This is a genomic window from Nostoc cf. edaphicum LEGE 07299, assembly GCF_015207245.1.
In the GTDB taxonomy this organism is placed as follows: domain Bacteria; phylum Cyanobacteriota; class Cyanobacteriia; order Cyanobacteriales; family Nostocaceae; genus Nostoc; species Nostoc edaphicum_B.
Window position 1 is genome coordinate 1 of sequence record NZ_JADEXF010000995.1, and the last position, 2,611, is coordinate 2,611.

1 protein-coding gene is annotated in these 2,611 nt (G+C 45.0%); it reads left to right on the top strand.

The features are described 5' to 3' along the window. The first annotated feature begins 392 nt into the window (after positions 1-392). Positions 393-2,606 carry an alpha-glucan family phosphorylase gene (gene glgP / locus IQ229_RS23545; RefSeq protein ID WP_194047920.1) on the top strand — a complete coding sequence of 738 codons (2,214 nt, stop codon included), beginning with the start codon at positions 393-395 and terminating at the stop codon, positions 2,604-2,606. Positions 2,607-2,611: the final 5 nt, after the last annotated feature.

Genomic DNA, 2,611 nt, shown 5'->3' on the forward strand with positions numbered 1-2,611 from the left:
AAATAACTTTAGTTGCTGATTGTAAAATTGTGGATAAATATTTACAATAAAATAAAAAAATTAAAATAATGTCAACGAATTTGATAGAAAAAAATATTAAATCTGTCCAAAAGTAGAGATAATTTTTAGAAGACGAAAACAATACAAACCATTTACTTGGATAAGGTTTGATGTCGAGAAACTGTTCCAACTTCAGGGGAGAATTCAGCACGTGAAGGCTTCGGTGTTATAAACCTGAAGAGTAAATAAAAGGGACTGGGTATGGGGAATTGGGATTAGGTAACAGGTGACAGGTGATAGGGAATAATCTGTACCCTTTAACCTCTACCCTATTTACTTCTTCACTCACCGATACATAAAGAAAAAGTTAAGCGCGAGGACATAGATTTAGTATGGCTAATAGCAGTGCAATCACCGCAGCACGACACTTGAGTGAAAAGTTACCTTCACCGCTCAAACGTTTGGCAGATTTGGCTTATAACTACTGGTGGAGCTGGAGTGGCGATCGCATCTCCTTATTCCAAAGCATTGATCCCCAAGAATGGGAACGCTGTGGACATAACCCAGTGGCAATTTTAGAGTCTGCAAGTTACGAGCGTTTGACCCAATTAGCAGAAGACCCATTTTACATAAAGCAGATATCCGCCCTAGCGCGTGAGTTTGACCAATACATCAATCAGCAAGATACTTGGGTAAATCGAGTTGCACCGCAAGTATCTGCATTGCGCCCCATTGCTTACTTTTGCGCCGAATTTGGCATCCATGAATCTCTACCCGTCTACTCTGGCGGCTTGGGAATTCTCGCCGGGGATCACTTGAAATCATCATCAGATTTGGGCGTGCCATTGATTGGTGTTGGCTTGTTGTATCGCCAAGGTTATTTTCGGCAACGCTTGAACCGCCAAGGTTGGCAAGAAGATTATTATATTGACAACCCCTTTGACCACATGCCTTTGGAGTTGATTAAAAATGAGCAAGGGGAATCGGTGACTATCGAGTTACAAGTTCGCCAGCGGGTTGTAAAAGTGCAAATCTGGCGAGTGCAAGTTGGGCGAGTCACCTTATATTTATTAGATAGCGATCGCCACGATAACGATCCCATTGACCGTTGGCTGACTGGACACCTATACGGTGGTAATTTGGAAACCCGCATCGCCCAAGAAGTCGTTTTGGGAATTGGTGGTGTTCGCGCCCTACACGCCCTGGGAATTGAACCTTCTGTCTATCACCTCAACGAAGGACACGCTGCATTCTGCACCTTAGAAGTTGCGCGGGTAGAAATTGAGCGGACTGGGAAATCCTTCTATGACATCGAAGCCAAGGTACGGAACAGTTGTGTATTCACCACTCATACCCCAGTTCCCGCCGGTCATGATGTCTTTTCTCCCGATTTAATCGACTCCTTCTTTGCCAGCTATTGGCCGCAATTGCGACTTTCTCGCGAACAATTTTTAGCATTGGGTGCAAGACGATTGGGCGATCCTTGGGAACCCTTTGGGATGACCGTTTTAGCATTGCGGATGTCTCGTGCTTGTAATGGCGTAAGTGAATTGCACGGTCAAGTTTCCCGTAAAATGTGGACAGTTCTCTATCCGCAGCGATCAGAAGACAAAGTACCAATTGGTTACATTACCAATGGCGTTCATGCACCCACTTGGACTGCACCCTTGTTAGGTGACTTATATGACGAATATTTGGGAGAAGACTGGAAAAATCGCGCCGTCGATCCCAAAATGTGGGCTAAAGTTGACGAGATTCCCGACGAGGAATTGTGGTCGCGGCATCTCATCCTCAAAGAACGATTGATTGCCTTCACCCGTTATAAGGTGAAGAAATCACGGGAGTTGCGTGGCGAAAATCATGAACTCATTCAAGCAACAGAAAAACTACTCGATCCCAATGTCTTGACCATTGGATTTGCCAGACGCTTCAGCCCTTATAAACGCGGGGATCTGATTTTGCGCGATGCCCAACGCGCATTGAAGATTTTTGGTAATGCTCAACGTCCAGTACAAATTATCTTTGCAGGTAAAGCGCACCCAGCCGATGAAGAAGGTAAGCGGATTATCCAACGCTTGATGGAGTGGTGTCACAATTCCGGGATTATCAACCGAGTCGCCTTTATTGAAGATTACGACATTTACACTGGTCAAAAATTGGTGCAAGGTGTGGATGTTTGGTTAAATAATCCCCGTCGTCCTTTGGAAGCGTCTGGTACAAGTGGACAAAAAGTCTGCTTCAACGGCGGTCTTAATTGCAGCGTTTTAGATGGCTGGTGGTGCGAAGGCTACCAAGCAGGGCCAGATGGCAAAGGAATTAACGGTTGGGCAATTGGTGAAGATGCGAATACTAGCGATCAAGAATTGCAAGATGGGATTGATTCGCGATCGCTTTATCAGCTGTTAGAAGAAGAAATTGTTCCTCTATACTATGACCAAGATGCCCAAGGCATTCCCCACCGTTGGGTGCAAATGATGAAAACGTCGATTAAGACAAATGCGCCGTTATTCAACACCGACAGGATGATTGCCGACTACGTTTCACAAGTGTACGTCCCAGAGATTTCTAAGAGTGTGGAACCGATTTTAGCTAAAGTTCTCCTGTAAAGGGC

What these genes read in the sequence shown, in the direction of transcription:
- glgP (WP_194047920.1), top strand. Translation starts at nt 393, where the DNA reads ATGGCTAATAGCAGTGCAATCACCGCAGCACGACACTTGAGTGAAAAG.